We start from the raw sequence: 25,047 nt of genomic DNA, 5'->3' as shown, positions 1-25,047 counted from the left end.
AATCCGGCCCGACACAAATGGTTTTTTCCGAAGCCCTTGTCGGGCCAGCCGGTTTTCCGCCGCGTCATGCGGGCGCGGCCCTCATCCCTTGGAGAGCGCCGCCACCGGATCCAGGCGCGAGGCGCTGCGGGCGGGCAGGAAGCCGAAGGTGATGCCGATCAGGGTGGAACTGACCAGCGCCGCGACCATCGCGCCGGGCGACTGGATCATGGAAAAGCTGGTGCTGAACCGGTCGAACAGCAGGCCAAAGCCCAACGCCGCCGCGATGCCCAGCACGCCGCCGATCATGCAGACCAGCACGGCCTCGATCAGGAACTGTTGCAGGATGTCGCTGCGCCGCGCGCCCACCGCCATGCGCAGCCCGATTTCCGACACCCGTTCCGTGACCGACACCAGCATGATGTTCATCACCCCGATGCCCCCCACCACAAGCGAGATCACCGCGATGGCGGAAACCAGCAGGGTCAGCGCGCCGGTGGTGCTGGTGATGGTCTGGCGGATCTCGTCGGTGTTGACGATGAAGAAATCCTGCGTGCCGTGCCGCTGCGTCAGGAATTCGGTCACGGCGGATTGCGCGGCGCCCATGTCGGCATCGTCGGCGATGCGCAGGGTCAGGCTGGACAGTGTGCCGGTCCCCAGATAGCGCGCCTGCACGGTGGTATAGGGCGCATAAAGCCGCAGGCTCTGGCTACCCCCCGGCCCGCGGGACGCGATTTCCGCCACGCCGACCACGCGCAAGAGGGCGTTGCCCGCATGGATCACCTGGCCCACGCCGCTGTCCGTGCGGTCCGCGAACAGGCTGTCGCGGGTGTTGGTGTCGATCACCGTTTCTTGCGCCATGCGGGCGATGGCGGTGGGGGAAAAGCCGCGGCCCGCGATGATCGTCGATCCGGTGACGGCAAAGTAATCCCCGCCCACGCCGCTGATCTGGGCATTGGCCTCGGTCCCGCCAAAGCGGACCGTCGCCGCGGTCGCCATCCCGGGCGTGGCCGCGGCGACGAATGGCAGGCGGGCCAGCGCCTCGGCGTCGGAGGCCACCAGCGTCTTGATCCGGCCCGACCGCATGTCGCCGAAGTCGCGGCCCGGAAAGACCTCCAGCGTGTTGGTCCCCAGACTGGAAATATTCGCCAGCACCTGCTGGCGCGAGCCTTCGCCAAGCGCCACCACCGACACGACCGAGGCGATACCGATGATGATACCCAGCATGGTCAGGAAACTGCGCAGCTTGTGGGCGCGCATCGACACCAGCGCCATGCGCAGCGCCTCCCAGAAGGCCGAGCCGGGCAGGGCGGATGCGCCGGGGGCCGCCTTGTCGCGGCGGACGGGGACGGTGCCGGGTTGATTCTGGCGGTCGGCGATGATGCGGCCGTCGCTGATCTCGATGATGCGGCGGGCGCGGGCGGCGACCTTGGGGTCGTGGGTGACGATGATGATCGTGCGCCCGTCGGCGTTCAGTTCGGACAGGATGGACAGCACGTCCTCGCCGCTCTGGCTGTCCAGCGCGCCGGTGGGTTCGTCGGCCAGGATGACGCTGGCGTCGTTCATCAGCGCGCGGGCGATGGACACGCGCTGCTGCTGGCCGCCCGACAGGGCTGCCGGGCGGTGGCCCAGCCTTGCGCCCATGCCCAGGCGGTCCAGAAGTCGCGCCGCCCGCGCCCTGCGGTCGGACGCGGCCTCGCCCCGGTAGATGGCCGGGATCTCCACGTTGCCAAGCGCGGTCAGTTCCGGCAGCAGGTGATACCGCTGGAAGATGAAGCCGAAGCGTTCGCGCCGCAGCGCGGCCAGCTGGGCGCTGTCCAGCCCGCCGATGTCCTGGCCGGCAAAGCGGTAGCTGCCGGTGCTGGGGCGGTCGAGGCAACCCAGGATGTTCATCAGCGTGGTCTTGCCCGAACCGGATGCGCCCATGATCGCCACGAACTCGCCGGGGCGGATCGACAGGTCCACGTCGCGCAGCACGGTCAGGCTGCCCTCGCCCGAAGGATAGCTGCGCCCGATGCCGGACAACCGGATGATCGGCTGGTCGTCCATGGGCATCAGCCCCGCATCCCGCGCGGCATCATCGGGTTGCGCGCCGGGCCATCGCCGTCGGCACTGCCGGTCCCGGTGACGATCTTCTCGCCCTCGGCCAGGCCTTCTGTGATCTCGGCCATGACCTTGTCGTTCAGGCCGACGCTGACCACCCGGTCCTCCAGCGCGCCGTCGCTGGCCTGCACTTGCAAGTGATAGCGGCCCTGGCCGTCGGGCGCGCCAAGCGCCATCGCCGGCACCGTCAGCACGTCTTGCGCGGTGCCCATGACGATATGCACCTCGGCCGTCATGGAGGTGCGCAAGGTGCCGTCGGGGTTCGGGACGGTGAAGCGGCCGTTGTAATAGATCGCCTCGGAGGTGGCGCTGGCGGACGACGCGCTGCTGGCACCGCTGATGCCGGGGTCGTTGACGATGCTTTCCGGGGCAGGGGCCACGGCCTCCAGCACCGCGTCATAGCGGCGGTCGGGCGCGCCCAGGGTGGTGAACCAGACCTGCTGACCCGGTTCCACCTGGCCGATATCGGCTTCCGAGATCTCGGCGAAGACCTCCATCTGCGTCAGATCGCCCAGGACCACGATGGTGGGGGCGGATTGCGCGGCGTTGACCGTCTGGCCCTGCTGGGCGGTGATCGCCAGCACCGTGCCGTCGCCGGGCGCGGTGATGCGGGTATAGGACAGGTTCGCCTGCGCCGTTTCGATCGCGACCTGGGCCTGGGCGATCTGCGCGTCCAGCGCCTCGATCTGGGCGCGGGCCACGGCCACGTCGGACACCGCCGTGTCGTATTCCAGTTGCAGGGACAGGTTGCTGCGCTGCAGTTTCTCCAACCGGTCCAGCGTGCGTTCCGCCAGATCGAGGGTCGCTTCCCGCTCGACCCGCTGGGCGCGGGCGACGGCCAGATCCGACTGCGCGGATTTGAGCGCGTTCCGCTGGTTGACCGAATCGATTTCCGCGATCAGGTCGCCCTTTTGCACGGCCTGTCCCAGTTCGACCGCGATGTTGGTGATCCGCCCCGAGGCCTGCGCGCCCACGGCCACCAGGTTGCGGGGCTTCAGCGTACCCTGGGCCAGCACCGTCACCTCGATATCGCCGCGGGTGACGGGGGTGGTGATCACGGGCGCGTCGCTGCCGCCGGTGGGCTGGCCCACGCCGACCGCCGCCGCCCCCGCTGCCAGCGCGCCGCCCATCGCCAGCGCGATCACCCCATGACGAAATCCGAACCGCATCTGCCTGTTCCTGCCTTCCCGCATCCCTTGACCCCTAGATAACGTCCGGCCCGGGGAATCCAATGCGGCGGTCCGTCCCGGGGGGCGGATTTGCAAACCAACCTGGATGTCGCGGGGGAACTGCGTGCCCTGGGCCATCCCGTGACGGTGCGGTCCCTGGTCCCGGCGGTGGTGCTGGCGGAACCGCTGTCCTTGAAGCGCGGTCCGCAACCTCGTCATCAACGCCGCGACCCATGGCTAGGGCGCCCGTGTCAGCCTGTCGCGGGGGGGGGGGCGGCCAGGCGGACCTGGTGATCGAGGGCGAAGGCCCCGCATCCCCGAGCCGCGCCTTCGAGCGGTTCTTCCGCGTGGAGGAAGCCCGCCCGGCGCGGGCCTCGGCATGGCCATCACGTGGCAGATCATCGACCAGTCGGGCGGCAAGGTGACGCTGGCGAACATGCAGCCGAACGGGCTGCGGCAGGGGGTGGTGCTGCCTGCGCGGCAGTTGAACGGTGCCGGGCGGGATCAGGAAACGCGCTGCGTTTCCTCCGCCCGCGACGCGACGGTGCCACCAAAGACGGTGCCGCTCCGCGACCACGAGAGGCCAGCGCCCGACCCGAGGGGGGCGTGAAGCGCCCGCCTGGGGGCGGGGCGGGCGCTGGCCGGGCCTTGAAGGCCCGGCGGCTCAGATTGATATGGCGCGACGTGGCGAAGGCGATGGCCTTCGCCAATCCGAGGCCGTTACTGCACCCCCCGGATCGCCGGATAGGCCGCCCGGAACGCCTCATAGGCCGCATCGAACCGGCCCCGCAGGGCGGCGTCCGGCGCGATCTCCTCGACCACGTCGGGCGCCGTCATGATGTCCTCGGCCCGGCCTGCGCCCGCCGCCGCCATGCCCAACCGGGCCGCGCCCAGGGCCGCGCCGAATTCGCCGTCGGCGGGCAGGGCCAGCGTCACGTCCAGCGTGGTCGCGATCACGCGCAGCCAGTATCGCGACCGCGCGCCGCCGCCGATGGCCATCATCCGCTCCAGCCGCGCGCCGGTGGCCTTCAGCGCCTCGTGGCTGTCGCGCAGACCGAAGGCGACGCCCTCCAGCACGGCGCGGGTCAGGTCGTCGCGCGTCGTTTCCGACCCAAGCCCCGTGAAGGCCCCGCGGATGGCCGCGTCGTTGTGCGGCGTCCGTTCGCCCGACAGATAGGGCAGGAACCGCACCGCGCCGGGCTGTTGCAGCGTGTCGCCCAAGCCCCCGGTCAGCTCCGCAGGGCGCGTCCCGGTGATCCGCGCCAGCCAGTTGAGGCTGTCCGTCGCCGACAGCATCACGCCCATCTGGTACCAGGTATCGGGCACCGCATGGCAGAAGGTGTGCAGCGCCGTGGCGGGCGCGGGGTGATACCCGTCCCGCGCCGCCACCAGCACGCCCGAGGTGCCCAGCGACACGAAGCCCTGGCCTTCGCGCATCGCGCCGATCCCGCAGGCGGCGGCGGCATTGTCGCCCGCGCCGCCCGCCACCACGACCGGCCGCGACAGCCCCCAGGCCTGCGCCAGCCCCGCGCGCAACGGACCGGCCGGGGCGGAGCCTTCGACCAGCCGGGGCATCTGGTCGCGGCGCATGTGGCCCGCCTTTAGCAACATATCCGACCAGCCGCGTGCGCCGGTGTCCAGCCAGGACGTGCCCGCCGCGTCCGACATGTCGCTGACATGATCGCCCGTCAGATACAGGTTCAGGAAAGCGGCGGGCAGCAGGACGCGGGCGGTGCGGGCGTGGTTTTCGGGTTCATGCGCGCGCAGCCATTCCAGCTTGGGCGCGGTGAAGCCCGGAAAGACGATGTTGCCCGACAGGTCGCGAAACCCGGGAGTGGCGTCCAGCCGCGCCGCCTCGGCATGGCTGCGGGTGTCGTTCCACAGGATGCAGGGGCGGATCACCCGGTCGGCTGCGTCCAGCAGCGTGGCCCCATGCATGTGCCCGGCCACGCCGATGCCACGCAGGGCCGCAAATTCGGGATGGCGGTCGCGCAGGTCCGCCACCGCGCCCTCCAGCGCCGCGATCCAGTCGGCGGGATCCTGTTCCGACCAGCCGGAATGGGGGTGGTGGACCGGATAATGCCGCTCGGTCGCCCCGACGGGCCTGCCGTCGCCGTCCACCAAGAGCGCCCGCAGGCCCGAGGTGCCAAGGTCGATTCCCAGAAAACTCATTGCCGCCCCCCTGTGGTTCGTCGCTTCTTCGCCGAAAGACCGGAAGGCGTCAAACGTCCGTGGTCTGCCGGTCCAGAAGCGCCTCCAACATCCTGTCCAGGTCGGACAGCACCGCGACGGCCCCGGCCTCGCGCAGGCGGCGGGCGTGGTCGTCGCGCATCCCGTCCAGATGGGTGCCGCCGGTAAAGCCCACGCCGCGCATCCCGGCGGCCACCGCGCCCGCGATGCCGTGGGGCGAATCCTCCATGACCGCGCAGGCGTCCGGCGCGATGCCCAGCCGTTCGGCGGCCAGCAGGAACAGGTCGGGGGCGGGCTTGCCGCGCTTGACCTGGTCGGCGCTGAAGATGTTGGCGCCGAACCGATCCGCCAGCCCGGCCACCTCCAGCGTGATGCCCAGGCGGCGGACCGAACTGCCCGTTGCGATCGCCACCGCGATCCCCTGCGCCGCCAGATCGTCCAGCAGCGCCGGGATGCCGGGGATCACGCGCAGTTCGGCGGGATAGCGGGCCAGCAGCCGTTCCTCGAAATCGCGGGCGAAGTCGGGCAGGTCGGGGCGGTCCAGCGCCTCGGCGATGTGGCGGACGATGGCCTGGATCGACATGCCCAGGAACCGCTTGCGCAACTCGTCGGGGGTGGCGTGCAGCCCCTCGGCCGTCATCATCTTGGCCAGGGTTTCCAGCGACATCGGCTCGCTGTCCACGAGGCAGCCGTCCATGTCGAAGATCACGGCGCGGATATCGGTCATGTGGCCTCTCTGGTGGCGTCTGGTGGCGTTAACAGCCGATCTCTACACGCATCGCACCCCGATGACAAACGGCGGGGCCTCGGGTAGGCAGGCGCCATGACCCATTCCCACCACATCCCCCTGCGAGAGCTTTACGTTTCCGACGACGCCGCCAGCGCCCTGCAGGCCGAGGCGCGGAAGCTGCCGGGCTGGACGCTGGACACGCACCAGCAAGCCGAACTGACGCTGCTGATGAACGGTGGCTTCGCGCCCCTGCGCGGCTTCATGTCCGAGGCGGACTGGCGCGGGGCCGAGCGCGGAGAGGGGTCTTGGCCCGTCCCCCTGGCGCTGCGGGTCGGCGCGGATTTCGCGGACCGCGTGCAGCCCGGGGACGACATCGCCTTGCGCGATGCGGGGGGCGAGGTTCTGGCGGTGATGTCGGTCACCGACAAGTGGGGGGATCCGGTGCTGCTGGGCGGCAAGGTCAAGGGCCTGCGCCGCCCGCCGGGCGCAACGCCCAACAGCCTGCGCGCCCTGTTCCGCGACCGGGGCATCGCCCGCGTCCTGGCGGTTCAGCCCCGCCACCCCGATCAGGTCGCCCCCGCCGCCCGCCTGGCCGCGAACCTGGACGCCCTGCTGCTGGTCCAACCCCTGCCGGGCGTCGCGATTGATCCCCCTGCCGGTGCGGTCCTGTCGCCGCTGCCCGTGGCCCCGCCGCCCGGTCCCCGGTCCGTCCTGTGGCAGGGCCTTGTGGCGCGGAACCACGGCGCTACGCATGTCGTTCTGGACGGCGATGCGGCGGCACGGGAACTGTGACCGGCGGCATCGGGACGGCATCGGGGCGCGGATGGTGGTCCCGGGCGGGATCCTCTAGACGGGTCCGAATCTTCACGTTCTGCATAAAGGCAGCCCCATGACCCCGATGCGCGCAGGCCAGAACGGCTTCAACCCCTGGCTGGCGACCGTGCTGCTGCTTCTGGGCAACTTCATGAACCTGATCGATGTCAGCATCGTCAATGTGGCGCTGCCCTCGATCCAGGAAAACCTGGGCGCCACCGCCGCGCAGATCGAGTGGGTGTCCGCTGCCTATGTGCTGGCCTTCGCGGCGGGGCTGCTGCCCTTCGGGCGCTTCGGCGACAAGTTCGGGCGCAAGCGGCTGTTCCTGCTGGGGATCGGGCTGTTCACGCTGGCATCCGCGCTGTGCGGGTTCGCGCAGACCATGCCGATGCTGATCTGGTCGCGCGCCTTGCAGGGGATCGGCGGCGCGATGATGGTGCCGCAGGTCATGGCGATCATGCACGTGATGTTCCCGCCCGAACAGAAGGCGCGGGCCTTTGCCCTGGCGGGCGTCGTCGCCAGCCTGGGCGCGGTCACGGGACCGCTGCTGGGCGGGGCGCTGATCATCGGCGACATCGGGGGGCTGGACTGGCGGCCGATCTTCCTGGTCAACCTGCCGGTCGGGATCTTCGTGATCCTGGCGGGGCGGCGGTGGATCCCCACCATGTCGTCGGACCGCAGGATGCGGATCGACTGGCCGGGCGTCGGGTTGTTTTCCCTGGCGGTGCTGCTGGTCGTGCTGCCGGTGATCGAGGGCGCGCTGCTGGGCTGGCCCTGGTGGTGCGTGGCCATGCTGGCCGCGGCGGTGCCGGTGGGGGCGCTGTTCGTCTGGCGGCAGGTCCTGCTGGCACGTCAGGAACGCGCGCAACTGCTGCCGGTCGCGCTGATGCGCAATGGCGGCTTCGTGTCCGGTGTGGCGATGGTGATGCTGCATTTCTCGGCCATACCGGGGATGTTCCTGGTGCTGGCGATCTATCTGCAAACGGGCCAGGGCCTGGACCCGATGCAGTCGGGCCTTGCCACCGCCCCCTTTCCGCTGGGCATCATGCTGGGCAGCTATGTCACCGGACGCTTCGGCATCAGGTGGCTGTCCCCGCGCATGGCCATCGGCGTGTCGATCATGCTGGCGGGGATGATCCTGCTGCGCCACGTCACGGGCCATCCGCCGCAGGTCTTCACCCCCGCCACGCTGATCACGCCGCTGGCCGTCTGCGGCTTCGGGATGGGGCTGACGATTTCCCCGCTGTTCCAGTCCGTGCTGCAATCGGTGCCCGGGCATGACGCGGGGGCGGGGTCGGGCGCGATGCAGGCCTTTCAGCAGGTCGGCGCGGCGGTCGGCATCGCGGCCGTGTCCAGCCTGTTCTTCGTGCGCCTGCACGGGCAAGGCGGCAATGACCATGCCGCGGCCATGTCCCATGCGCTGATCTATCAGATCTGCGCCTTTGCGGCGATCCTGACGATCCTGGCCGTCCGGGGCCTGATCCGCGGCAGGGCGGAACCGCCCCGCCGCCAAGCGGTCAGTGGACGCTGAAGGGCGTCAGTTCGTTCTGGCGGGCCAGCATGAAGGCCAGCGAGCGTTCCTTGACCAGCGCCAGCCGCTCGCCATCGGCGTCGTGGACGGCATACATGCTGTCCACGCCCGCCAGCTGCTCGCGGATTTCCTGGGGCAGGGTGCTGGTCTCGACCTGCCGGATATAGACGGTCTTCTCGGCGTCGATGCCGCCGAAATCGAATTTGGTATCCATGGTGATCCCCTTACTTGCGGCTGATCGGAATGGTCTGGACGACCTGCTGCGGCTGGATGCGCTTCAGGTCAACATGCAAAAGGCCGTTTTCGATCCCTGCGCCCTCGACGGCAACCCCGTCGGCCAGCACGAAGCTGCGCTGGAACGCACGGGCGGCGATGCCCCGGTGCAGGAACACGCGGCCGGTCTCGGGTTCGGCCAGGCGGCCACGGATGACAAGCTGGCGATCCTCGGTCGTGACCGACAGGTCTGCTTCCGAGAACCCGGCCACCGCCAGCGTGATCCGAAAGCCGTCGGGCGCGACATGTTCGATGTTGTAGGGGGGATAGCCCTCGGCGCCCTTGGCGGCCCGTTCGGCCAGGCGTTCGATCTGGTCGAAGCCCAGCAGATAGGGATGCGCCCCCAGTGAAATCTTCGTCATGATCAGCCCCTGGTCGGTTAAGCGACTGCGTTGCAGGTCCCGTTCCGGCAACCCGCCCCCGATCATATGTGGTGTGGTGGCGTTTCGCGCAAGACGTGGCGCTTGCCTGCCACGGGGATTCCACATTCGTCGCATTAACCACGCCAGCCAGTTAACAGCGCGCCAAAGACGCGCTATGATGCTTGAAAAACAACGGTCAACGTCCAACCGGGCAAAGCCAGATGAACATGCACCACGAAATGTCCCATGACGAAATCGCCCTTGCGCGGCTGGCAGCCCTGCGCTGCGAGCATCGCGACCTGGACGAGGCGATCGCGGCCCTGTCGGCGTCCGCGCTGACCTCGTCGCTGGCGCTGCAACGGTTGAAGAAGCAGAAGCTGCTGCTCAAGGACCAGATCGCCCGGCTCGAGGACGAGATCACCCCCGACATCATCGCCTGATTGCGGGCCGCTGCCCTGCACGCTATTGCGGGCGCAGCAAATCGGGGGACAGCGATGGACATACCTGTGGGCATCATCATGGGCAGTCAATCCGACTGGCCCACGATGAAGGAAGCGGCGGCGATTCTGGACGAACTGGGCGTCGCGTACGAGGCCCGGATCGTCAGCGCGCACCGCACCCCCGACCGGCTGTGGGATTACGGCAAGACCGCGGTGGAACGCGGGCTGCGGGTGATCATAGCGGGCGCGGGGGGCGCGGCGCATCTGCCGGGCATGATGGCCTCCAAGACCAGGCTGCCGGTGATCGGCGTTCCGGTGCAGACCAGGGCGCTGTCCGGGGTCGATTCGCTGTATTCCATCCTGCAGATGCCCAAGGGCTATCCGGTCGCCACCATGGCCATTGGCGCGGCGGGCGCGGCCAATGCCGGGCTGATGGCGGCGGGGATCCTGGCGCTGTCCGATCCCGCCCTGGCCCAACGCCTGGACACCTGGCGGCAGGCCCTGTCCGATTCGATCCCCGAGGAGCCGCGCGATGAGTGAGGTCCGAACCATCGGCATCCTGGGCGGCGGCCAACTGGGCCGGATGCTGTCGGTCGCGGCCAGCCGCCTTGGCCTGCGCTGCCACATCTACGAACCCGGCGCAGCCCCTGCGGGCGATGTGGCCTGGCGGGTGACGACCGCCCCCTATGAGGACGCCAATGCCCTGCGCGCCTTCGCCGAAAGCGTGGATGTCATCACCTACGAATTCGAGAACGTCCCGACCTCGGCGCTCGACCTGCTGGAAAGCATCCGCCCGATCCGCCCGAACCGCCGGGCGCTTGCGGTGTCTCAGGACCGGCTGACGGAAAAGACCTTCCTGAACGGCATTGGCCTGGCGACCGCGCCCTTTGCCGATGTCCTGACCGAGGCTGACCTGGACACGGCCATCGCCGCCATCGGCCGCCCCTCGATCCTGAAGACCCGGCGCATGGGCTATGACGGCAAGGGGCAGGTGCGCATCGGTGCCGGCCCGGCGGAATGGACCGGCGCGCCCTCGGTCCTTGAAGGCTTTGTGGATTTCAGCGCCGAGATCAGCGTCATCATCGCCCGCGGCGCTGACGGCCAGGTCGCGGCCTTCGACCCCGGCCTGAACGTCCACGAAGGCGGCATCCTGCGCACCACCACCGTGCCCTGCGGCCTGCCCGGCAGCGTCACGACCGACGCCGTGCTGATTGCCGCCCGCATCGCGAACGGGCTGGACTACATCGGCGTGATGGGGGTGGAGCTGTTCGTGACCCCCCAAGGCCTGATCGTGAACGAGATCGCGCCCCGCGTCCACAACTCGGGCCACTGGACCCAGGCAGGCTGCGCCGTGGACCAGTTCGAGCAGCACATTCGCGCCGTGGCGGGCCTGCCCCTGGGCGACGGCAAGCGTTACGCGGATGTGGTGATGGAGAACCTGATCGGCGACGACCTGGACCGCGTGCCGGATCTGCTGCAGACACCGAACACGCAGGTCCATCTTTACGGCAAGGGCGCGCCGCGCCCGGGCCGCAAGATGGGGCATGTGAACCGGATCACCGGATGAGGCCGCCCAGGCTCGCCGTCCGCGCGGCGATCCTGCGGGACGACCGGCTGCTGTTGGTCAACGCCTATCCGGGCCAGCAGTCGGATCTCTGGTGCCTGCCCGGCGGCGGGGTGGAACCCGGCCAGTCGCTGCCCGAAAACCTGATCCGCGAAGTGACCGAGGAAACCGGCCTCGCGATCACCGTCGGCGCCCCGATCCTGGTCAACGAATTCCACGACCCGGATCGCAGCTTCCACCAGGTCGAGATCATCTTCCGCGCCACGCTGTCAGGCGACAGCCCGATTACCCTGGAAGACCCCGAAGGCGTGGTAAACCGCTTTTGCTGGGCCACCCGCGCCGACCTTCGCACGTTACGCCACAAACCGGAAATGCTCGCCCGCGCCGTCTGGGGCCAGCACGCCGCCTGGTACGACCCGCTGGAACGGATCGTCTGTTAATTCTTCTTCATCCAAATATCCCGGGGGTCCGGGGGCTGGCCCCCGGCTTACTCCGCCGCCTCGTTGATCGCCGTTTCCGACCCGGCCTTCATGCGGAACCCGCGCTCCAGCTGGTCAAACGGCGCCACCGGATAATCGCCCGAGAAACACGCGTCGCAATACTGCGGGCAGGCCTTGTCGCGACCCTTCGCCTCGCCAACCGCACGATACAGCCCGTCCAGCGACACGAAGGCCAGGCTGTCCACGCCGATCCAGTTGCGCATTTCCTCGGGCGTCATGTTCGCGGCCAGCAGCTTGTCGCGGTCGGGGGTGTCCACGCCATAGAAGCACGGCCAGGCGGTAGGCGGGGACGCGATGCGGAAATGCACCTCGGCCGCGCCCGCGTCCAGGATCATGTCCTTGATCTTGCGCGACGTGGTGCCGCGCACCACGCTGTCATCGACCAGCACCACGCGCTTGCCCGCGATCAGCGACCGGTTCACGTTCAGCTTCAACCGCACGCCCATGTTGCGGATCTGCTCGGTCGGCTCGATGAAGGTGCGGCCCATGTACTGGTTGCGAATGATCCCCATGCCATAGGGGATGCCCGATTCCTGCGCGTATCCGATGGCCGCGGGGGTGCCGCTGTCGGGGACGGGGCAGACGAGATCCGCCTCGATCGGCGCCTCGCGCGCCAGTTCCACGCCGATCTGGCGGCGGGTTTCATAGACCGAGCGCCCGCCGATGATCGAATCGGGGCGCGAGAAATAGACATGCTCGAAGATGCAGAACCGCCCCTTGGACGGCCCGAAGGGGCGCGAGGATTCCACCGCCCCCTTCGAGATCACGACCATCTCGCCCGGCTCGATCTCTCGCAGGAAGTCGGCGCCGATGATGTCCAGCGCGCAGGTCTCAGACGCCAGCACGAAGCCGTCGTCGCCCACCTTGCCCAGCACCAGCGGCCGCACGCCCAGGGGGTCGCGCACGCCGATCAGCTTGGTGCGGGTCATGGCGATGACGGAAAACGCGCCCTCGATCCGGCGCAAGGCGTCCTTCATCCGCTCGGGGATGTTGCGCTGGATCGACCGCGCCATCAGGTGGATGATGCATTCGCTGTCGGATGAGGACTGGAAGATCGACCCGCGCTCGATCAGTTCGCGGCGCAGGGCGGCGGCATTGGTGATGTTGCCGTTGTGCGCGATGGCGCAGCCGCCCATGTGGAATTCGCCAAAGAAGGGCTGCACGTCGCGGATCGCGGTCGCGGCCTTGGTCCCGGCGGTAGAGTATCGGACGTGCCCGATGGCCAGCGGGCCGGGCAGGGTGGACATCACGTCAGGCTTGGTGAAGTTGTCGCGGACATAGCCGAAGCGGTGCGCGCTGTTGAACCCGCTTTCGGGGTCATGGGCGACGATGCCGCCCGCTTCCTGTCCGCGATGCTGCAAGGCGTGCAGGCCAAGCGCCACGAAGTTCGAGGCGTCGGTCACGCCGATCGCGCCGAAGATGCCGCATTCCTCGTGCAGGCGGTCCGAATCGAACGGATGGGCCAAGAATGGTTGCATCGCGGCGTCCTGAATGGCTTTGGGCTGTCCCGCACCATGTAGTGCGGATGCGGCGCAAAGTCACGCCCCCGCAGGGCGGCGGGGGCGGTTTTTCGTCACCGGACCGTTACGGCAGGGCAGCCATGGAGGTGTTGCATCAGTTCGCGGCAGGCGGCGTTTCCTGGGCCTGCGGCGTGGCGGTCACGGTGCAGCCCGCCACCATCTGTTCGTACCGGCTGACGATCCAGCCGGGCGCGTCGTCGGGAACCTGTTGGTCCAGTTGCCCGCGCATCCGCTCGAACACCTGGGCGCTGCGGCTGTTTTCCACCACCGCGACCTGCTGGCTGGTCATCACGCGGTCATAGACGATGAAGGCGATGGCGACCAGCAGGATGCCGCGCGCCACGCCGAACAGGAAGCCCATGCCCTGGTCCACCCCGCCAAGGGCCGAGCGTTGCACGACCGACGAAAACAGCGGCGTGATGATGGAAAAGACCACAAGCGCCAGCGCGAAGACCACGGCAAACCCGGCGATGGTGGCCAATTCGCAACTGTCGCCCAGGAAACGGTCCAGCACGGGCAGCTGCGCGATCAGCGGGCGCATGGCGGCGGCGAAGATGAAGGCCAGGATGGCCGCGCCGATCCATCCCAGGATCGCCAGCGATTCGCGCACGAAGCCGCGCGACCAGGCCAGGATGGCCGAAAGGATGATGACCGCGGCCACCACCGCGTCGATGATCGTGAAACCGTCCATTGACCTGTCCCTTGCGCCGGTTATTGTGTCATATCAGGCACTTCAGCCGGCGCCGAAGACCTCTCCCGCAAATCCCGTCAGGTCGGCGATGCGCTGGATGCTCATCCCTCCCGCGCCCTCGACCTTTTGGCTGTCGGGCAAAATCGCCTGTGAAAAACCAAGTTTCTGCGCTTCTTTCAACCTGTTTTCCGCCTGGGCCACCGGACGCAGCGCGCCCGACAGGCTGATTTCGCCGAACAGCACCGCTTCCGGCGGCAGGGCGCTGTCCTCGCGGGCCGACAAAAGCGCCCCGGCGATGGCCAGGTCGGCGGCAGGTTCGTTGACCCGCATCCCGCCCGCGACGTTCAGGAACACGTCCAGGCCCGCGAAGGGAATGCCGCAGCGCGCCTCGAGCACCGCCAGGATCGTGCTGACGCGCCCGCTGTCCAGGCCCACCACCGTGCGGCGGGGGGAGGCCAGCGTCGATGGCGCCACAAGCGCCTGAACCTCGGTCAGGACGGGGCGCGTGCCCTCGATCCCGGCAAAGACCGCGCTGCCGGGGACCGGCTGGCCGCGTTCGGACAGGAACAGGGCGGACGGGTTCGCGACCTCGGCCAACCCGCTGCCGGTCATCTCGAAGACGCCGATCTCGTCGGCGGGGCCGAAGCGGTTCTTGACCGACCGCAGGATGCGGAACTGGTGGCCGCGTTCGCCCTCGAAATAGATCACGGTATCGACCATGTGTTCGACCACGCGGGGACCGGCGATCTGGCCGTCCTTGGTCACATGGCCCACCAGGAAGATCGCCACGCCCTTGCGCTTGGCGAAGGTCACCAGCTCATGCGCCGCCGCGCGGACCTGGGCCACGCTGCCCGGCGCAGCCTCGACCTGGTCGGACCACAGCGTCTGGACGGAATCGATGATGGCCAGATCGGGGCGTTCGGTGTCCAGCGTGGTCAGGATGTCGCGCAGGTTCGTTTCCGCCCCCAGCCGGACCGGGGCATCCGCCAGGCCCAGCCGTTGCGCGCGCATCCGCACCTGGGCGCTCGCTTCCTCGCCGCTGATATAGACCGCGTTCAGCCCGCGCCGGGCGAAGGCCGCGGCCCCCTGCAACAGCAGCGTGGACTTGCCGATGCCGGGATCGCCGCCGATCAGCACGGCGCTGCCCGGCACCAACCCGCCGCCCAGCACGCGGTCCAGTTCGTCCATGCCCGACAGGTGGCGCGGGGGCGGGGCCTCGCTCGTCGCCAGGCTGCTGAGGGGAACCGCGCGGCCCTTGTGGGCGCCAAGGCCCCGGCCCGGTCCCTGGGACAGGGGCGCTTCCTCGACGATGGTGTTCCAGGCCCCGCAGGCGTCGCAGCGCCCGGCCCATTTCTTGTGGGACGCGCCGCAGGCGGTGCAGGTGAATGCGTTGGTGGATTTTGCCATGACGGGTATGTGGCATCTGGGGGCAGGCGTCGCAAGTTGGGTATTTGAAACAAAGAAGAAGTCCCTCACGCCATTGTCGGCTTGATCTTCGCGCGCGGCCCGGTCAGGTTCCCGGCGCAAATCCAAGGCTTTCCCGCATGTCCCCCGCGCCCTTTTCCCCCTATGAATTCACCATCGCCTGGCGATACCTGCGCGCCCGCCGGGCCGAGGGGGGCGTCAGCGTGATGACCTGGATCAGCCTGATCGGCATCGCCCTGGGCGTGATGGCGCTGATCGCCACGCTGGCCGTGCGCGCGGGCTTCCGGGCCGAGTTCGTGGACACGATCCTGGGCGCGAACGCGCATACTACCGTCTATATGGCCCCGCAGCGGATCACCAACGAGTTCACCGAGGATGTTTATGTCGTGCCCGGCCGCATCGCCGATTACGACGCGATGGCCGCCAAGCTGGCCCAGGTTCCGGGCGTCACCCGCACCGCGCCGGTGGTGCGCGGGCAGGTTATGGCCACGGCCAACGACAGCTCGAACGTGGCCGAGGTTTTCGGCGTAAGCCTCGATGATCTCAAGGCAATGCCGCGGATCGTGGATCCCGAAACGTCCGTGGGCAGCCTGGACGATTTCGACCGCGGCATCGCCATCGGCTCGGGCATCGCGCGCGAACTGGCCGTGGGCCTGGGCGACAGGATCCGCCTGATCGCCCCCGAAGGCGCGCGCACCGCCATCGGCACCACGCCCCGTGTCAAGGCATACGAGGTCACCTACATCTTCAGCGCCGGGCGATACGACATCGACCGCACCCGCATCTACATGCCCATGGCCGAGGCGCAGTCCTATTTCAATCGCGAGGGCGTGGCCGACGAGATCGAGGTCTTCGTGACCGACCCCGAGCGGGTGGACGACTGGACCCTGCCGCTGATCCAGGCGGCGGGCGAGGGGGCGCAGGTCTGGAACTGGCGCGACAGTTCCGGCTCATTCCTGGCGGCGCTGGACATGGAGGATGACGTGATGTTCGTGATCCTGTCGGTGCTGGTGCTGATCGCGTCGATGAACATCACCTCGGGCCTGATCATGCTGGTCAAGAACAAGGGCCGCGACATCGGCATCCTGCGCACCATGGGCCTGACCCAAGGCGCGGTGCTGCGGGTCTTCTTCCTGTGCGGCGCCTTCACCGGGATCATCGGCACCCTTGCGGGCGTGGTCCTGGGCGTGTTGCTGGCGCTGAACGTGGACAGCATCATGGCTGCGCTGAACGCCCTGACCGGCGGCGGCGCCTGGCAGCCCGAGGTGCGCGGCATCTATCGCCTGCCTGCCGAACTGCGCGCCTGGGACATCTTCCGCGCCGTCGCCCTGTCGCTGGCGCTGTCCTTCGTCGTCACCATCTTCCCCGCGCGCCGTGCAGCCCGCATGAACCCGGTCGAGGCGCTGCGCTATGAATGAAGTCCTGCGCCTGGAAGGGGTCGGCAAGACCTATGGCAAGAACGGTCCCGCCCCGGTCACGGTCCTGCGCGGGTTGGACCTGACCGTCGCGCGGGGCGAGGTCGTGGCCCTGGTCGCGCCTTCGGGTGCCGGCAAATCCACGCTGCTGCACATCGCGGGCCTGCTGGACACGCCCGACGCGGGCCGGGTGATCCTGAATGGCCGCGACATGACCGGCCTGCCCGACAAGCCCCGGACCGAGGCGCGCCGGGCCGAGCTGGGCTTCGTCTATCAGTTCCACCACCTGCTGCCGGAATTCAGCGCGGCGGAAAACATCATCCTGCCGCAGCTTGCCAACGGCGTGCCGCAGCGCGATGCAGGCGCCCGCGCCGCCGACCTGCTGTCCCGCGTGGGCTTGTCGGCGCGCGCCGATCACCGCCCGGCGGCGCTGTCGGGGGGCGAACAGCAGCGGGTGGCGTTCTGCCGGGCGCTGGCGAACCAGCCTGCGCTGCTTCTGGCGGACGAACCCACCGGGAACCTGGACCCCGAAACCTCGGACCGGGTCTTCGACATGCTGATGGGGCTTGTCCGCGACACCGGCCTGTCGGCGCTGATCGCCACGCACAACCACGCCTTGGCCGGGCGCATGGACCGGGTGATCCGGCTGAACCAGACGGTTGCGTGATCCGTTCCGCCGGGGCACAGTCACGCCAACAATCAGAGAGGCAGTGATGAAGGCAACATATGGGGCGGCCCTGACCGGCATGGCGATGGCGGGCCTGATTGCCGCCTGCGCGCCGCAGATGTCGGACAAGGCGCAGGCGCGCAACGATTTCAACGCGCTCTGCGTGGATTGCCACGGCGCGTCGGGGCATGGCGACGGTCCCGCGGCGGCGGGCATGGTGCCGCATCCGGTCGATCTGACCCGCGTCGCGGCCAACAACGGCGGGGTCTTCCCGCGCTTGCAGGTGATGGGCCACATCTACGGCTTCACGCCGGGTCGCAGCGAATCGCCGATGCCGCAGTTCGGCGAGTTGCTGGACGGCCCGACCATCCCCTATGACGCGGGCGACGGTGTCCCCACACCCACGCCCGCGCGGCTGGTCGCCCTGATGGAACATGTCGAGGCAATGCAGCGGTAAGGCCCATGATCCGCACGGCCCTGTTGGCGGCGCTGCTTGCCCAACCCGCCGCCGCCGACCCGTTCGAGGATTTCGGCACGGCGATGAAATACGGCCTTCCCCTGGCCGCCGCCGTCTGCGCCGCCCGCGACGACCGGCTGGAGGATTTCGCGGTCCGCGGCGCCTTGCAGACGGTGTTGGTCCTGGGCCTGAAGACCTGGCTGGACGGCACGTCGATCTCGGTCCGGCCCTCGGGCGAGGGCAAGGGCTTTCCGTCAGGCCATTCCGCCGCCGCGGCCTTTGGCGCCGCCGACCTGGCGGGCAAGTGCTTTCCCGACGACCGCGCGGCGGGGATCGGCCTTTACGGCGCGGCGGGCCTGACGGCGGCCAGCCGGGTCCATGCGGGTGAACACACCGCGCAGCAGGCCCTGACCGGCGCCCTGATCGGCTTCACCTTCGGCGCCGCCGATTTCGGCATCGGGACCGAGGGCGCCAGCTTCAGCGTGGGGATGCGCTTCTAACGCCCGCAGCGGTCCAGCCAGGCGTTGATCGCGGCCAAGGACTCCGGCTCGTCCAGCCAGGGGACATGGGCGCGGTCGGGAACCTCGGCAAAGATCGCGTCGGGATGCCGCCGCACCATTTCCGCCGCGACATCCGCCGACAGCAGGTCGGAATTGGCCCCTCGGATCAGTGCGACCGGCAGCCCCGCCGTGGCATCCCACAAGGGCCAAAGGTCCGGCGCATCCCCCTGGAAAGCCGCCAGAAACGCCTCGCGCAGTGCCGGATCATAACGGATCCGCAGCCCCTCGGGCGTCTCGCTGTAATGCCGCCGCGCGTCGGCCAGCCAGCGGCCTTCGGGCACATCGGCAAAACCCGGCATCGCCGCAGGCAACCGTTCCGCAAGCGCCTGGTGCGTCCGCGCCGCCGGATTGCGGCCGACATAGTCGAAGATCCGCTCCAACCCCGCACGCCCGATCACCGGGCCGACATCGTTCAGGCACAGCCCCAGTAGCCGGTCATGCGCGACAGCCGCCAGCAACATCCCGATCAGCCCGCCGCGAGAGGTGCCCAGAACCGCCGCCCGTTCGATCCCCAGATGATCCAGCAGCGCCAGCGCATCCTTGCCTTCCTGCGGCACGGTATAAGTCGCGGCGCCCGTCCAGTCCGACTGCCCGCGCCCGCGGTAATCCATGCGGATCAGCCGCACCCCCGCCAGATGCGGGGCTACGTAATCGAAATCGCCCATGTTCCGCGTCAGCCCGGCCAGGCACAGGACCGGCAGCCCCGCCCCTTCATCCGAATAGGCCAGCCGCGCCCCGTCATTCGCCGCAAAGAACTCGACCATGGCCTGCTTTGGACCTCAAATATCCCGGGGGTCCGGGGGCTGGCCCCCGGCCTTGCTTCACAAATTCTCGCTCTGCGGCATTCCCAGGACGTGATAGCCGCCATCGACCAGCACGACCTCTCCGGTGGTGCAGGCGCCCCAATCCGACAGCAGCCAGACGGCGGTGCCGCCGATGGCCTCCAGCGTGGCGTTCTTGCGCAGGGGTGCGTTGGCCTCGGTATGGCGAAAGGTCTTGCGCGCCCCGCCAATGGCCGCGCCCGCCAGCGTCTTCATCGGGCCGGGGCTGATCGCGTTCACGCGGATCCCGTCGGGACCAAGGTCGTTGGCCAGGTATCGCACGGCGGATTCCAGCGCCGCCTTGGCCACGCCCATCACGTTGTAGAACGGCGTCACCCGGTTCGACCCGCCATAGGTCAGGGTGATGATCGACCCGCCCTCCGCCATCAGCGGATGGGCGCGCCGCGCGACCTCGATCAGCGAATAGCAACTGATCTCCAGGCTGTGCTTGAAGTTCGCGCGGCTGGTGTTCACGAACCGTCCGGTCAGCTCGTCCTTGTTGGAAAAGGCGATGGCGTGGATCACGAAATCCAGCCGCCCCCAGCGGTCCGCGATCGCCCCGAAGGCCGCGTCCAGCGACGCGTCATTCGTCACGTCCACGTCCAGCAGGAAATCCGACCCGACCGAGGCCGCGAGCGGCTGCACCCGCTTGCCGAAAGCCTCGCCCTGAAAGGAAAACGCCAGTTCGGCCCCCTGGTCGGCCACCGCCCTTGCGATGCCCCAGGCGATGGAACGGTCGTTGGCGACCCCCATCACAAGCCCGCGCTTGCCCTTCAGAAGATCGCCCATCAATGGCCCCGCTTAATCCTGATACTTCGACATCAGCAGGGTGGCGTTCGTTCCCCCGAAGCCGAAGCTGTTCGACAGCACGGAATCGAGACCGGCATCGTCCACCCGGCTTGTCGCAATCTCGCCCGGCGCGATCTCGGGGTCCAGAGTGGTGACGTTTGCAGATGCTGCAATGAAGTCATTTTGCAACATCAACAGGCTGTAGATCGCCTCGTGCACACCCGTTGCGCCCAGGGAATGGCCGGTCAGTGATTTGGTCGAACTGATCGGCGGCGTGCTGCCCTCGCCCCAGATGCGGCGGATGGCCTTGACCTCGCCGATGTCGCCCACGGGGGTCGAGGTGCCATGCGCGTTGATATAGCTGACCGTGCGCCCCTCGGGGAGGGTGGACAAGGCCAGCCGCATCGACCGCTCGCCGCCCTCGCCGGACGGGGCCACCATGTCGTAGCCGTCCGAGGTCGCGCCATAGCCGGTCACTTCGGCATAGATCTTGGCCCCACGCGCCAGGGCGTGGGACAGTTCCTCCAGCACCACGACCCCGCCGCCGCCCGCGATGACGAAGCCGTCGCGGGTCGCGTCATAAGGGCGGGACGCGGTTTCCGGCGTGTCGTTGTATTTCGACGACATCGCGCCCATCGCGTCGAACAGGCAGGACAGCGTCCAGTCCAGTTCCTCGCCCCCGCCCGCGAAGACGATGTCTTGCTTGTTCATCTGGATCTGTTCGACCCCGTTGCCGATGCAATGGGCCGATGTCGAACAGGCCGAGGTTATGGAATAGTTCACGCCCTTGATCTTGAAGGGCGTGGCCAGGCAGGCGGAATTGGTGGACGACATGCAGCGCGTCACCATGAACGGTCCCATCTTCTTGGGCGCGCCCTTTTCGATGACGGTCTGGTGCGCCTCGAAGAAGTTCGACGTGGACGGCCCGCCCGATCCCATGATCAGGCCGGTGCGCGGGTTCGACACGTCGGCTTCCTCAAGCCCCGAATCCTTGATCGCCTGTTCCATGGCGATGAAGTTGTAGGCCGCGCCCGGACCCATGAAGCGCAGGTTGCGCTTGTCAATGTGATCCTCCAGCACAATCCGGGGCATCCCGTGGATCTGGCTGCGAAAGCCGTGTTCCGCATAGTCGGGCGCGAAGACGATGCCCGACCGGCTCGCCTTCAGGCTTTCCGTGACTTCATCGGCGTTGTTGCCGATGGGCGAGACGATGCCAAGGCCGGTGATGACGACGCGCCGCATGGGCCTCCTCCTTCGTTGTGTCGGTTGGCCGCCGTCAACTGGACGACAAGGCGACCTTCATGTCCTTGACCTGGTAGATGGTCTCGCCATCCGCCTCGACGCGGCCGTCGGCCACGCCCATGGTCAGGCGCCGCGTCTGCACGGCCTTCGTGAAATCGACGTGATAGCGCAGCAGGCTGCGGTCGGGGCGGACCATGCCGGTCAGCTTGACCTCACCCACGCCCAGGGCATAGCCGCGCCCCTGCCAGCCGCGCCAGCCCAGGTTGAAGCCGGTCAGCTGCCACAGGCCATCGAGGCCCAGGCAGCCCGGCATGATCGGGTTGCCCGGGAAATGGCAGGCGAAGAACCACAGGTCGGGGGTGATGTCGAATTCCGCCACCACATGACCCTTGCCATGGGCGCCGCCATCCTCGGAAATGTCCGTGATGCGGTCCATCATCAGCATCGGCGGTTCGGGCAGTTGCGCATTGCCGGGGCCGAACAACTCGCCCCGCGCGCAGGCCAGCAGGTCGCCCTTGTCGAAGCTGGTCTTGTCCATCGCCATGCCGTCTTGCCTTTCCTGCGGGCCTTCCGGCCAGCCCCGTCCAAATCGTCGCCCCGTCTATCACTTGGGGCGACGCGCGTGCAAGTCAATGCAACGGGGCCGCTTGCATCCCGCCGGACAGCGCGCGACAAGCGTCCCAAATCCGATGGAGCATCCCATGAGCCTGTATGTCGCCCTGCAGATGGACCCGATCGAGGATGTCTCGATCACCGGGGACAGCACCTTCCGCATCGGGCTGGAGGCTCAGGCGCGCGGCCACCGGCTGTTCCAGTACACCGTCGATCAGTTGCGCTATGACGAGGGCCGGGTGATCGCGCGCGGCCGCCCCGTGACGCTGCGGCGAGAACAGGGCAACCACGTCACCTTCGGCGATTGGGCGGATGTGGACCTGTCCGATTTCGACGTGGTCTGGCTGCGCCAGGATCCGCCCTTCGACATGGGCTATGTCACCTCGACCCACCTGCTGGACCGGGTGCATCCGAAGACGCTGGTGGTGAACGATCCGTTCTGGGTCAGGAACTGCCCGGAAAAGCTGATGGTGCTGGATTTCCCCGACCTGACGCCCCCCACCATGATCGCCCGCGACCCCGCCGCGATCCGCGCCTTCCGCGAAAGGCATGGCGACATCATCGTGAAGCCGCTCTATGGCAACGGCGGGGCAGGGGTGTTCCACCTGGACCCCGAGGACCGCAACCTGTCCGCGCTGCTGGAACTGTTCGCAGGCATCAGCCGCGAACCGATGATCGCGCAGAAATACATCCACGCGGTGAGTCAAGGCGACAAGCGCATCATCCTGGTCGATGGCGAACCCGTCGGCGCGATCAACCGCGTGCCCCAGACGGGCGAGGCGCGGTCGAACATGCATGTGGGCGGCCGCGCCGAAAAGATCGGCCTGACCGAGCGCGAATACGAGATCTGCAAGCGGATCGGCCCGGTGCTGCGCGAAAAGGGCCTGATCTTCACCGGCATCGACGTGATCGACGGCTGGCTGACCGAGATCAACGTGACCTCGCCCACGGGGATCCAGGAGCTTGAGCGGTTCGACGGGATCAACGCGGCGGAGGCGATCTGGGAGGCGATCGAGCGGCGACTGGCGTAGGGTGGGGTTCCACCCCACCAGTGCACGGCTGGTCATAAGAAAGGTGGGGTAAAACCCCACCCTACATTCACCTTTGTCCAAATATCCCGGGGGTGCGGGGGCTGGCCCCCGCCCTTCACCCCGCCTCCCGCACCCGCTCCTCCACCACCTCGAACGGCACCCCCGGCTGGTCCTTCGCGGCCCGGATCACCAGCGAGGTCTTGACGCTCGCCACATTCGGCGCCGCCGTCAGCGATTGCGTCAGGAACCGCTGGAAGCTCGACAGGTCGGGCGAGACGCATTTCAGGATGAAGTCGATCTCGCCGTTCAGCATGTGGCATTCGCGGACCAGGGGCCAGCCTTGCACCAGCGCCTCGAAGGCGGACAGGTCGCGTTCAGATTGAGAGGCCAGGCGCACCATGGCGAAGACCTGCACCTCGAATCCCAGTTCGCGCGCGTCGATGTCGGCGTGGTATCCGCGGATGAAGCCCGTTTCCTCCAGCGCGCGGACGCGGCGCAGGCAGGGGGGCGCCGAGATGCCCACGCGGCGGGCCAGTTCGACGTTGGTCATCCGGCCGTCGGCCTGCAGTTCGGCCAGGATCTTGCGGTCGATGGGGTCCAGTTTCGCGCCGGCCATGCTGCTCTTTCTTGATCGGGTCTTTGGCGTTGCCGGAAACTACAATGCGGGCACCCTGCGCGCAACATTCTTTCTGCGCGCGTCCCGCGTTGCGATTTCCGGTCGGAAGGACTACCTCATGCACAAACACCCGATGAGGCGCAAGATGACCGACAGCACGCATGTGAAACTTCTGATCATAGGCTCCGGCCCGGCAGGCTATACCGCCGCCGTCTATGCCGCGCGCGCCATGCTGAAGCCGATGCTGATCCAGGGGATGCAGCCCGGCGGGCAACTGACCATCACCACCGAGGTCGAGAACTGGCCGGGCGAGACGGAAATCCAGGGACCGGACCTGATGGTCAGGATGGAGGAACACGCCCGCGCCATGGGGACCGAGATCGTGATCGACATGGTCACGTCGCTGGACCTGCAGCGCCGCCCCTTTGTCGCGACCTGCGACAGCGGCCGCGTGGTGACGGCGGATGCGGTGATCCTGGCGACCGGCGCGCAGGCCCGCTGGCTGGGCCTGCCGTCCGAGGAGAAGTTCAAGGGCTTCGGCGTCAGCGCCTGCGCCACCTGCGACGGCTTCTTCTATCGCAACCGCGAGGTCGTGGTGATCGGCGGCGGCAACACCGCGGTGGAAGAGGCGCTGTTCCTGACCAAGTTCGCCAGCAAGGTGACGCTGGTCCACCGCCGCGACAGCCTGCGGGCCGAGAAGATCCTGCAACAGCGCCTGTTCAACCACCCCAAGATCGAGGTGATCTGGAACCACGCCCTAACCGAGGTCACGGGCACCGACACGCCCCTGGGCGTGACGGGGGCGGTCCTGTCCTCGACCGTGGACGGCAGCACGCGCGTGGTCCCGGCGGATGGCGTCTTCGTCGCCATCGGCCATGCGCCCGCCAGCGAGCTGGTGCAGGGCCAGCTGGAGCTGCACAACGGCGGCTATGTGAAGGTGGAGCCGGGCAGCACCCGCACCTCGATCCCCGGGGTCTTCGCGGCGGGCGACCTGACCGACCACGTTTATCGCCAGGCGGTGACAAGCGCGGGCATGGGCTGCATGGCGGCGCTGGATGCGGAAAACTGGCTGGCCGAGCATGACGATGCAGGCCAGCCCGACCCCGACCATGCCTGGCGGGAAGACGAGATGGCGGGCTGACGCCCTTACGCGGTGATGTCGTCGATATCGACCCCAAGCGCCCCTGCCACGGCCTTCATGGTGGAAAGGCGGGGGTCGATCTTGCCGCCCTCGATGTCGCTCAGCGTCGCGGTGCGGATGCCCGCCTTCTGCGCCAGGGCGGCCTGGCTGAGGCCCGCCGCCTTGCGCCATGCCGCCAGCGGGTGAAGATCGCCGTTCAGCAGGGCGTTCAGCAACTCGGACGGCATCATGGGGGCATTGCGGTCCACGGCATCCGCCAGGGCGGCATCGCCCGCGTCCTCGACGAGGGATCGGTATTCCTCGGCGGTCAGGACGACCATGGTGTCGCTTGCGGCATTGGTCATTGCACGATCCAGAATGCACGATGGCGCGTTTTCCGCAAGAACTGTCCTGTGACTGGCGAAGG

The 25,047-nt window shown here is 68.3% G+C and carries 28 protein-coding genes; 13 read left to right on the top strand and 15 right to left on the bottom strand.

What is annotated here, in order from left to right; translation table 11 throughout:
• Positions 1 to 81: 81 nt before the first annotated feature.
• Together GIY56_RS01955 and GIY56_RS01950 are read right to left on the bottom strand one after the other, a co-directional pair.
• Entirely contained in the window at positions 82 to 2,034 is a 1,953-nt protein-coding gene (locus tag GIY56_RS01955) for a MacB family efflux pump subunit (protein ID WP_230312220.1), read from the bottom strand.
• A complete protein-coding gene (locus GIY56_RS01950; RefSeq protein ID WP_196053516.1) occupies positions 2,034 to 3,251 on the bottom strand; it encodes an efflux RND transporter periplasmic adaptor subunit in 1,218 nt (405 codons plus the stop codon). Before GIY56_RS01950 ends, GIY56_RS01955 begins: the two co-directional genes overlap by 1 nt.
• Before the next feature lie 379 nt (positions 3,252 to 3,630).
• Here GIY56_RS01950 and GIY56_RS01945 point away from each other — a divergent pair, with 379 nt between their 5' ends.
• Positions 3,631 to 3,861, top strand: coding sequence for a hypothetical protein (locus tag GIY56_RS01945; RefSeq protein WP_154763122.1), 231 nt, complete (start codon positions 3,631 to 3,633; stop codon positions 3,859 to 3,861).
• Between the two features lie 110 nt (positions 3,862 to 3,971).
• Here GIY56_RS01945 and xylB read toward each other — a convergent pair whose 3' ends face one another.
• Together xylB and GIY56_RS01935 are read right to left on the bottom strand one after the other, a co-directional pair.
• On the bottom strand, positions 3,972 to 5,423 hold the full coding sequence (xylB, locus tag GIY56_RS01940; RefSeq protein WP_154763121.1) for a xylulokinase: 1,452 nt from the start codon (positions 5,421 to 5,423) through the stop codon (positions 3,972 to 3,974).
• Between the two features lie 49 nt (positions 5,424 to 5,472).
• On the bottom strand, positions 5,473 to 6,168 hold the full coding sequence (locus GIY56_RS01935; protein ID WP_154763120.1) for an HAD family hydrolase: 696 nt from the start codon (positions 6,166 to 6,168) through the stop codon (positions 5,473 to 5,475).
• A 96-nt stretch (positions 6,169 to 6,264) separates the two neighbouring features.
• Here GIY56_RS01935 and GIY56_RS01930 point away from each other — a divergent pair, with 96 nt between their 5' ends.
• Both GIY56_RS01930 and GIY56_RS01925 read left to right on the top strand, forming a co-directional pair.
• Entirely contained in the window at positions 6,265 to 6,963 is a 699-nt protein-coding gene (locus tag GIY56_RS01930) for a bifunctional sulfate adenylyltransferase/adenylylsulfate kinase (RefSeq protein ID WP_154763119.1), read from the top strand.
• A gap of 97 nt (positions 6,964 to 7,060) precedes the next feature.
• Positions 7,061 to 8,515, top strand: a complete 1,455-nt coding sequence (locus GIY56_RS01925; RefSeq protein ID WP_154763118.1) for an MFS transporter — start codon at positions 7,061 to 7,063, stop codon at positions 8,513 to 8,515.
• Here GIY56_RS01925 and GIY56_RS01920 read toward each other — a convergent pair.
• Together GIY56_RS01920 and GIY56_RS01915 are read right to left on the bottom strand one after the other, a co-directional pair.
• Entirely contained in the window at positions 8,502 to 8,729 is a 228-nt protein-coding gene (locus tag GIY56_RS01920) for a DUF1150 family protein (RefSeq protein ID WP_154763117.1), read from the bottom strand. The two genes, GIY56_RS01925 and GIY56_RS01920, sit on opposite strands and share 14 nt — an antisense overlap.
• A gap of 10 nt (positions 8,730 to 8,739) precedes the next feature.
• Complete coding sequence (locus GIY56_RS01915) at positions 8,740 to 9,150, bottom strand: Hsp20 family protein (protein WP_154763116.1); 411 nt, start codon at positions 9,148 to 9,150, stop codon at positions 8,740 to 8,742.
• A 221-nt stretch (positions 9,151 to 9,371) separates the two neighbouring features.
• On the opposite strand from GIY56_RS01915, the gene GIY56_RS01910 reads away from it, so the two are divergent.
• Genes GIY56_RS01910 through GIY56_RS01895 form a run of 4 tightly spaced genes read left to right on the top strand, consistent with a single transcriptional unit; the run spans position 9,372 to position 11,594 of the window.
• Entirely contained in the window at positions 9,372 to 9,590 is a 219-nt protein-coding gene (locus GIY56_RS01910; RefSeq protein ID WP_154763115.1) for a DUF465 domain-containing protein, read from the top strand.
• Positions 9,591 to 9,644: 54 nt separating this feature from the next.
• Positions 9,645 to 10,130 carry a 5-(carboxyamino)imidazole ribonucleotide mutase gene (gene purE / locus GIY56_RS01905; RefSeq protein ID WP_154763114.1) on the top strand — a complete coding sequence of 162 codons (486 nt, stop codon included), beginning with the start codon at positions 9,645 to 9,647 and terminating at the stop codon, positions 10,128 to 10,130.
• Positions 10,123 to 11,157, top strand: a complete 1,035-nt coding sequence (locus GIY56_RS01900) for a 5-(carboxyamino)imidazole ribonucleotide synthase (protein ID WP_154763113.1) — start codon at positions 10,123 to 10,125, stop codon at positions 11,155 to 11,157. Before purE ends, GIY56_RS01900 begins: the two co-directional genes overlap by 8 nt.
• Positions 11,154 to 11,594: an NUDIX domain-containing protein gene (locus GIY56_RS01895; protein WP_154763112.1), complete on the top strand. Its 441-nt coding sequence runs from the start codon at positions 11,154 to 11,156 to the stop codon at positions 11,592 to 11,594. Before GIY56_RS01900 ends, GIY56_RS01895 begins: the two co-directional genes overlap by 4 nt.
• Before the next feature lie 47 nt (positions 11,595 to 11,641).
• Here the strand turns inward: GIY56_RS01895 and purF are convergent, their stop codons facing one another.
• The 3 genes from purF to radA form a co-directional block, all read right to left on the bottom strand.
• On the bottom strand, positions 11,642 to 13,132 hold the full coding sequence (purF, locus tag GIY56_RS01890) for an amidophosphoribosyltransferase (RefSeq protein ID WP_154763111.1): 1,491 nt from the start codon (positions 13,130 to 13,132) through the stop codon (positions 11,642 to 11,644).
• A gap of 136 nt (positions 13,133 to 13,268) precedes the next feature.
• Positions 13,269 to 13,865 (bottom strand): CvpA family protein, encoded by a 597-nt coding sequence (locus tag GIY56_RS01885; RefSeq protein ID WP_154763110.1) that lies wholly within the window; start codon positions 13,863 to 13,865, stop codon positions 13,269 to 13,271.
• Between the two features lie 42 nt (positions 13,866 to 13,907).
• Complete coding sequence (gene radA, locus GIY56_RS01880) at positions 13,908 to 15,272, bottom strand: DNA repair protein RadA (RefSeq protein ID WP_154763109.1); 1,365 nt, start codon at positions 15,270 to 15,272, stop codon at positions 13,908 to 13,910.
• Between the two features lie 137 nt (positions 15,273 to 15,409).
• Here radA and GIY56_RS01875 point away from each other — a divergent pair, with 137 nt between their 5' ends.
• The 4 genes from GIY56_RS01875 to GIY56_RS01860 are packed head-to-tail and all read left to right on the top strand — an operon-like array spanning position 15,410 to position 18,329.
• Complete coding sequence (locus tag GIY56_RS01875; protein ID WP_154763108.1) at positions 15,410 to 16,708, top strand: lipoprotein-releasing ABC transporter permease subunit; 1,299 nt, start codon at positions 15,410 to 15,412, stop codon at positions 16,706 to 16,708.
• The gene (locus GIY56_RS01870; protein ID WP_154763107.1) at positions 16,701 to 17,372 is read left to right on the top strand and encodes an ABC transporter ATP-binding protein; all 672 of its coding nucleotides are present in this window, start codon (positions 16,701 to 16,703) and stop codon (positions 17,370 to 17,372) included. The genes GIY56_RS01875 and GIY56_RS01870 overlap by 8 nt, the downstream gene beginning before the upstream one ends.
• Positions 17,373 to 17,418: 46 nt before the next feature.
• Positions 17,419 to 17,829 carry a c-type cytochrome gene (locus tag GIY56_RS01865; protein ID WP_154763106.1) on the top strand — a complete coding sequence of 137 codons (411 nt, stop codon included), beginning with the start codon at positions 17,419 to 17,421 and terminating at the stop codon, positions 17,827 to 17,829.
• A 5-nt stretch (positions 17,830 to 17,834) separates the two neighbouring features.
• The gene (locus tag GIY56_RS01860; RefSeq protein WP_154763105.1) at positions 17,835 to 18,329 is read left to right on the top strand and encodes a phosphatase PAP2 family protein; all 495 of its coding nucleotides are present in this window, start codon (positions 17,835 to 17,837) and stop codon (positions 18,327 to 18,329) included.
• On the opposite strand, the gene GIY56_RS01855 is transcribed toward GIY56_RS01860, so the two are convergent.
• Genes GIY56_RS01855 through fabA form a run of 4 tightly spaced genes read right to left on the bottom strand, consistent with a single transcriptional unit; the run spans position 18,326 to position 21,785 of the window.
• The gene (locus tag GIY56_RS01855) at positions 18,326 to 19,153 is read right to left on the bottom strand and encodes an alpha/beta fold hydrolase (protein ID WP_154763104.1); all 828 of its coding nucleotides are present in this window, start codon (positions 19,151 to 19,153) and stop codon (positions 18,326 to 18,328) included. The genes GIY56_RS01860 and GIY56_RS01855 overlap by 4 nt on opposite strands.
• 57 nt (positions 19,154 to 19,210) lie before the next feature.
• Positions 19,211 to 19,999, bottom strand: coding sequence for an enoyl-ACP reductase FabI (locus GIY56_RS01850; protein ID WP_154763103.1), 789 nt, complete (start codon positions 19,997 to 19,999; stop codon positions 19,211 to 19,213).
• A gap of 12 nt (positions 20,000 to 20,011) precedes the next feature.
• Positions 20,012 to 21,241 carry a beta-ketoacyl-ACP synthase I gene (fabB, locus tag GIY56_RS01845; RefSeq protein ID WP_154763102.1) on the bottom strand — a complete coding sequence of 410 codons (1,230 nt, stop codon included), beginning with the start codon at positions 21,239 to 21,241 and terminating at the stop codon, positions 20,012 to 20,014.
• A 34-nt stretch (positions 21,242 to 21,275) separates the two neighbouring features.
• On the bottom strand, positions 21,276 to 21,785 hold the full coding sequence (gene fabA / locus GIY56_RS01840) for a bifunctional 3-hydroxydecanoyl-ACP dehydratase/trans-2-decenoyl-ACP isomerase (protein ID WP_154763101.1): 510 nt from the start codon (positions 21,783 to 21,785) through the stop codon (positions 21,276 to 21,278).
• Between the two features lie 157 nt (positions 21,786 to 21,942).
• Here fabA and gshB point away from each other — a divergent pair, with 157 nt between their 5' ends.
• Positions 21,943 to 22,884, top strand: a complete 942-nt coding sequence (gene gshB, locus GIY56_RS01835) for a glutathione synthase (RefSeq protein ID WP_154763100.1) — start codon at positions 21,943 to 21,945, stop codon at positions 22,882 to 22,884.
• A gap of 115 nt (positions 22,885 to 22,999) precedes the next feature.
• On the opposite strand, the gene GIY56_RS01830 is transcribed toward gshB, so the two are convergent.
• The gene (locus tag GIY56_RS01830) at positions 23,000 to 23,500 is read right to left on the bottom strand and encodes an Lrp/AsnC family transcriptional regulator (RefSeq protein ID WP_154763099.1); all 501 of its coding nucleotides are present in this window, start codon (positions 23,498 to 23,500) and stop codon (positions 23,000 to 23,002) included.
• 133 nt (positions 23,501 to 23,633) lie between these two features.
• Here GIY56_RS01830 and trxB point away from each other — a divergent pair, with 133 nt between their 5' ends.
• Positions 23,634 to 24,641 (top strand): thioredoxin-disulfide reductase, encoded by a 1,008-nt coding sequence (gene trxB / locus GIY56_RS01825; protein ID WP_196053535.1) that lies wholly within the window; start codon positions 23,634 to 23,636, stop codon positions 24,639 to 24,641.
• Positions 24,642 to 24,646: 5 nt separating this feature from the next.
• Here trxB and GIY56_RS01820 read toward each other — a convergent pair whose 3' ends face one another.
• Entirely contained in the window at positions 24,647 to 24,985 is a 339-nt protein-coding gene (locus GIY56_RS01820; RefSeq protein ID WP_196053515.1) for a helix-turn-helix transcriptional regulator, read from the bottom strand.
• Positions 24,986 to 25,047 lie beyond the last annotated feature (62 nt).

This window comes from Paracoccus lichenicola (assembly GCF_009708075.1).
Classification (GTDB): domain Bacteria; phylum Pseudomonadota; class Alphaproteobacteria; order Rhodobacterales; family Rhodobacteraceae; genus Paracoccus; species Paracoccus lichenicola.
This window is presented reverse-complemented; position numbering and strand designations above follow the sequence as displayed.

What these genes read in the sequence shown, in the direction of transcription:
- xylB (WP_154763121.1), bottom strand. Translation starts at nt 5,423, where the DNA reads ATGAGTTTTCTGGGAATCGACCTTGGCACCTCGGGCCTGCGGGCGCTC.
- GIY56_RS01895 (WP_154763112.1), top strand. Translation starts at nt 11,154, where the DNA reads ATGAGGCCGCCCAGGCTCGCCGTCCGCGCGGCGATCCTGCGGGACGAC.
- GIY56_RS01955 (WP_230312220.1), bottom strand. Translation starts at nt 2,034, where the DNA reads ATGCCCATGGACGACCAGCCGATCATCCGGTTGTCCGGCATCGGGCGC.
- purF (WP_154763111.1), bottom strand. Translation starts at nt 13,132, where the DNA reads ATGCAACCATTCTTGGCCCATCCGTTCGATTCGGACCGCCTGCACGAG.
- purE (WP_154763114.1), top strand. Translation starts at nt 9,645, where the DNA reads ATGGACATACCTGTGGGCATCATCATGGGCAGTCAATCCGACTGGCCC.
- GIY56_RS01900 (WP_154763113.1), top strand. Translation starts at nt 10,123, where the DNA reads ATGAGTGAGGTCCGAACCATCGGCATCCTGGGCGGCGGCCAACTGGGC.
- fabA (WP_154763101.1), bottom strand. Translation starts at nt 21,785, where the DNA reads ATGGCGATGGACAAGACCAGCTTCGACAAGGGCGACCTGCTGGCCTGC.
- GIY56_RS01950 (WP_196053516.1), bottom strand. Translation starts at nt 3,251, where the DNA reads ATGCGGTTCGGATTTCGTCATGGGGTGATCGCGCTGGCGATGGGCGGC.
- GIY56_RS01850 (WP_154763103.1), bottom strand. Translation starts at nt 19,999, where the DNA reads ATGGGCGATCTTCTGAAGGGCAAGCGCGGGCTTGTGATGGGGGTCGCC.
- GIY56_RS01885 (WP_154763110.1), bottom strand. Translation starts at nt 13,865, where the DNA reads ATGGACGGTTTCACGATCATCGACGCGGTGGTGGCCGCGGTCATCATC.
- GIY56_RS01910 (WP_154763115.1), top strand. Translation starts at nt 9,372, where the DNA reads ATGAACATGCACCACGAAATGTCCCATGACGAAATCGCCCTTGCGCGG.
- GIY56_RS01945 (WP_154763122.1), top strand. Translation starts at nt 3,631, where the DNA reads ATGGCCATCACGTGGCAGATCATCGACCAGTCGGGCGGCAAGGTGACG.
- GIY56_RS01930 (WP_154763119.1), top strand. Translation starts at nt 6,265, where the DNA reads ATGACCCATTCCCACCACATCCCCCTGCGAGAGCTTTACGTTTCCGAC.
- GIY56_RS01860 (WP_154763105.1), top strand. Translation starts at nt 17,835, where the DNA reads ATGATCCGCACGGCCCTGTTGGCGGCGCTGCTTGCCCAACCCGCCGCC.
- GIY56_RS01935 (WP_154763120.1), bottom strand. Translation starts at nt 6,168, where the DNA reads ATGACCGATATCCGCGCCGTGATCTTCGACATGGACGGCTGCCTCGTG.
- GIY56_RS01865 (WP_154763106.1), top strand. Translation starts at nt 17,419, where the DNA reads ATGAAGGCAACATATGGGGCGGCCCTGACCGGCATGGCGATGGCGGGC.
- trxB (WP_196053535.1), top strand. Translation starts at nt 23,634, where the DNA reads ATGAGGCGCAAGATGACCGACAGCACGCATGTGAAACTTCTGATCATA.
- fabB (WP_154763102.1), bottom strand. Translation starts at nt 21,241, where the DNA reads ATGCGGCGCGTCGTCATCACCGGCCTTGGCATCGTCTCGCCCATCGGC.
- GIY56_RS01915 (WP_154763116.1), bottom strand. Translation starts at nt 9,150, where the DNA reads ATGACGAAGATTTCACTGGGGGCGCATCCCTATCTGCTGGGCTTCGAC.
- GIY56_RS01820 (WP_196053515.1), bottom strand. Translation starts at nt 24,985, where the DNA reads ATGACCAATGCCGCAAGCGACACCATGGTCGTCCTGACCGCCGAGGAA.
- gshB (WP_154763100.1), top strand. Translation starts at nt 21,943, where the DNA reads ATGAGCCTGTATGTCGCCCTGCAGATGGACCCGATCGAGGATGTCTCG.
- GIY56_RS01920 (WP_154763117.1), bottom strand. Translation starts at nt 8,729, where the DNA reads ATGGATACCAAATTCGATTTCGGCGGCATCGACGCCGAGAAGACCGTC.
- GIY56_RS01855 (WP_154763104.1), bottom strand. Translation starts at nt 19,153, where the DNA reads ATGGTCGAGTTCTTTGCGGCGAATGACGGGGCGCGGCTGGCCTATTCG.
- GIY56_RS01875 (WP_154763108.1), top strand. Translation starts at nt 15,410, where the DNA reads ATGTCCCCCGCGCCCTTTTCCCCCTATGAATTCACCATCGCCTGGCGA.
- radA (WP_154763109.1), bottom strand. Translation starts at nt 15,272, where the DNA reads ATGGCAAAATCCACCAACGCATTCACCTGCACCGCCTGCGGCGCGTCC.
- GIY56_RS01830 (WP_154763099.1), bottom strand. Translation starts at nt 23,500, where the DNA reads ATGGCCGGCGCGAAACTGGACCCCATCGACCGCAAGATCCTGGCCGAA.
- GIY56_RS01925 (WP_154763118.1), top strand. Translation starts at nt 7,061, where the DNA reads ATGACCCCGATGCGCGCAGGCCAGAACGGCTTCAACCCCTGGCTGGCG.
- GIY56_RS01870 (WP_154763107.1), top strand. Translation starts at nt 16,701, where the DNA reads ATGAATGAAGTCCTGCGCCTGGAAGGGGTCGGCAAGACCTATGGCAAG.